The organism is Vibrio sp. 1F263, assembly GCF_041439035.1.
Lineage (GTDB): Bacteria > Pseudomonadota > Gammaproteobacteria > Enterobacterales > Vibrionaceae > Vibrio > Vibrio tasmaniensis_A.
In genome coordinates this window covers 1-2,304 of the sequence record NZ_JBGONI010000107.1, presented here as the reverse complement: position 1 = coordinate 2,304, position 2,304 = coordinate 1, and the positions used below count along the sequence as shown (strand labels likewise).

At 40.3% G+C, this 2,304-nt stretch carries 1 protein-coding gene and 1 pseudogene; one reads left to right on the top strand and one right to left on the bottom strand.

Annotated elements, in window-relative coordinates; all coding sequences use genetic code 11:
• Positions 1 to 1,439 (top strand): annotated as a pseudogene (locus ACED25_RS23255) (conjugative transfer relaxase/helicase TraI); the annotation flags it as partial.
• An 18-nt stretch (positions 1,440 to 1,457) separates the two neighbouring features.
• Here ACED25_RS23255 and ACED25_RS23250 read toward each other — a convergent pair.
• The gene (locus ACED25_RS23250) at positions 1,458 to 1,817 is read right to left on the bottom strand and encodes a hypothetical protein (RefSeq protein ID WP_017083844.1); all 360 of its coding nucleotides are present in this window, start codon (positions 1,815 to 1,817) and stop codon (positions 1,458 to 1,460) included.
• Between the last annotated feature and the right edge of the window lie 487 nt (positions 1,818 to 2,304).

The window sequence follows — 2,304 nt, the reverse complement described above, 5'->3', positions numbered from 1 at the left end:
GCGCGATACAAAGCAAAGGCGCACTGACCAACTTAAGACGCGCCGGTATCGATGTCACCCGTGCCAGTCAGCACATTCGCCTCTATACCGACAACACCAAACAACTGGTCAAAAGCTGGCTCTCTAAAGAAAGCCATAAAGCCAGTGCAATAGAAACCCTCAACCAAACGCCCCCCAAAGACACCACCTACTTTAACCGAAATGCCCTCCCTCACGAGGACGTTCGGTTCCAAAATAAAAGCGGTGACTTTGACTACGCCCTATTTAAAGAGCACATCAAGACGCAGCTACCCAAATACACAGAAAGCCTCGCCGTTCAGTTATTAGGAAATCCGAATCAATCCAAATCAGACCGGGATTATTTAACCTTTGGCATAGGTCCTTCCGCGATTAAAGTGACCCTAACTGGAGAACATCGTGGGTATTTTAAAGACTACACCACAGGCGAAAAAGGCGCATTGATTAACCTTATAATGAGTCATAAGGAAATGGGCTATAAAGCCGCGATGAATGAAGCGCACAAGATGCTAAACGAACCGGACAAATATCAATTGGAGGAAAACAGTAAGCACGACAAATTACTGAGCACCACACCTAGGCATATTGCGCAGTTTGAAGAACGGGCTAAAGATTATATCAATCAAAGCTTACCGATGGATAACACACTGGCCCAAACCTACTTAAACAAGCTCGGTGTCAATAACATTGAAAATAACCAGGTTAAGTTCCACCCAGCGGTCTATTCATCCGAAGATAGATCTCTTCATCCTGCGATGTTAACCAACATCCACAATAAAGAAGGTGAAACTAAAGCCATTGAAGTGACCTATTTAGACACTCAAGGCAATAAAGACACCTCCCTAGACATTAATCCAAGAACCCTAGGCACAAAGTCCAAACAATTAACCCAATTCCATCAAGGAGAGAATTTAAACACCACCATCATCAGTACCTCAATTGAACACTCGTTTTTAATTCGAGACCAAACCCAAGGGCAGATTGACATTATCAATGTCAATCATAAGAACGACATTCAAAACATCTCCACCGATGAACTGAGACAGAACATCATTATTGTATTAAATCACGGCAACCACGATTTAAACCCGAACAACATTGAGAAAATCGTCGAGAACTTTAATGGACGAGACATTCAATTCATGTCAGACGATAATCTTAAAGAGGACATTAAATCGTGCATTAACAAATTAGAGCGAGATAACAGCGCACATAACATTGAATTAAATGAGACGCACACTTCTCATCAAGAGAGCGAATTAGACACCCTCAACTATAATGAGAAAAAAGAAACCGACAGCCAATCACTCGACCACTTTGAGCCAAAAGAATATTCACCTCAACAAGAGATGGAATTTAATCACTCAGAGAAAGAGAGTCAGTGGGAAGACAGAGAAATCGACAGAGAGTTAGAGCGATAATAAAAGGGTAGCCAATGGCTACCCTTTTTTTTCGCCTTCAAGATATTCATCGACGCTTTTATCAACCAAAGCGGTGTTGGATTTTCTTTGCTCAATCGAATCCGCTTTATTCTTATAATACCCCTCCCCATCAAAGCTATGCGCCAAATTTAAATTTAGCACGCCTTGTACCTGCCTAACTCTACGATACGTTTCTTCCATCAACTCACGGTTCGACGGCCTTTCATCGTCACTGTCATTCAGTTTAATACGCAATGCCAATGTCAAAAGCTGACGAATCGCATCAGCATCAGTTAAACCTTCTCTCTTTTTAAACTTGCGAAAATCTTGCTCTAGCGGCCCCTTGATTGTGGCTTGTAATACTGTGCTTCTCGCCATTTTTAGATTTTCTCCCACCAAATTTGGTTAATACGATTTAATGTACATTTAAATACGATACCATATTATCACAACCTAACAATCGCTCACAAACAAAGCCAGAAAAGGGCTAAATTGAAATCAAATACAAATACACTCACTTTCAAATCAAATAGCCTGTAAACATTACCATGCATGGGTTAAATGGATATTAAATACATTTAACATATTTTTAAATACGATTTCAGCGGCTAATTAGTTGAGATTTTGAAAATTTTTTACACTCTACTCCCCCTTTATCATTAAATATAACTTTTTGTTTTTATTGTCTTTCTATCCTTAACAGACAACCATTCGCATTGAAATCAATGCGCCGTGGTGTGTGGGATTGGATTGAGGGGAAACAGGGCCACTTCGTTAAACGCTTGCATAATTTGTGCTTTCTCTAAGGCTTTATATTATTAGGTAAAGTCGCCCATATTAAAAGGGGTTGGGGTGAAAAATGGAT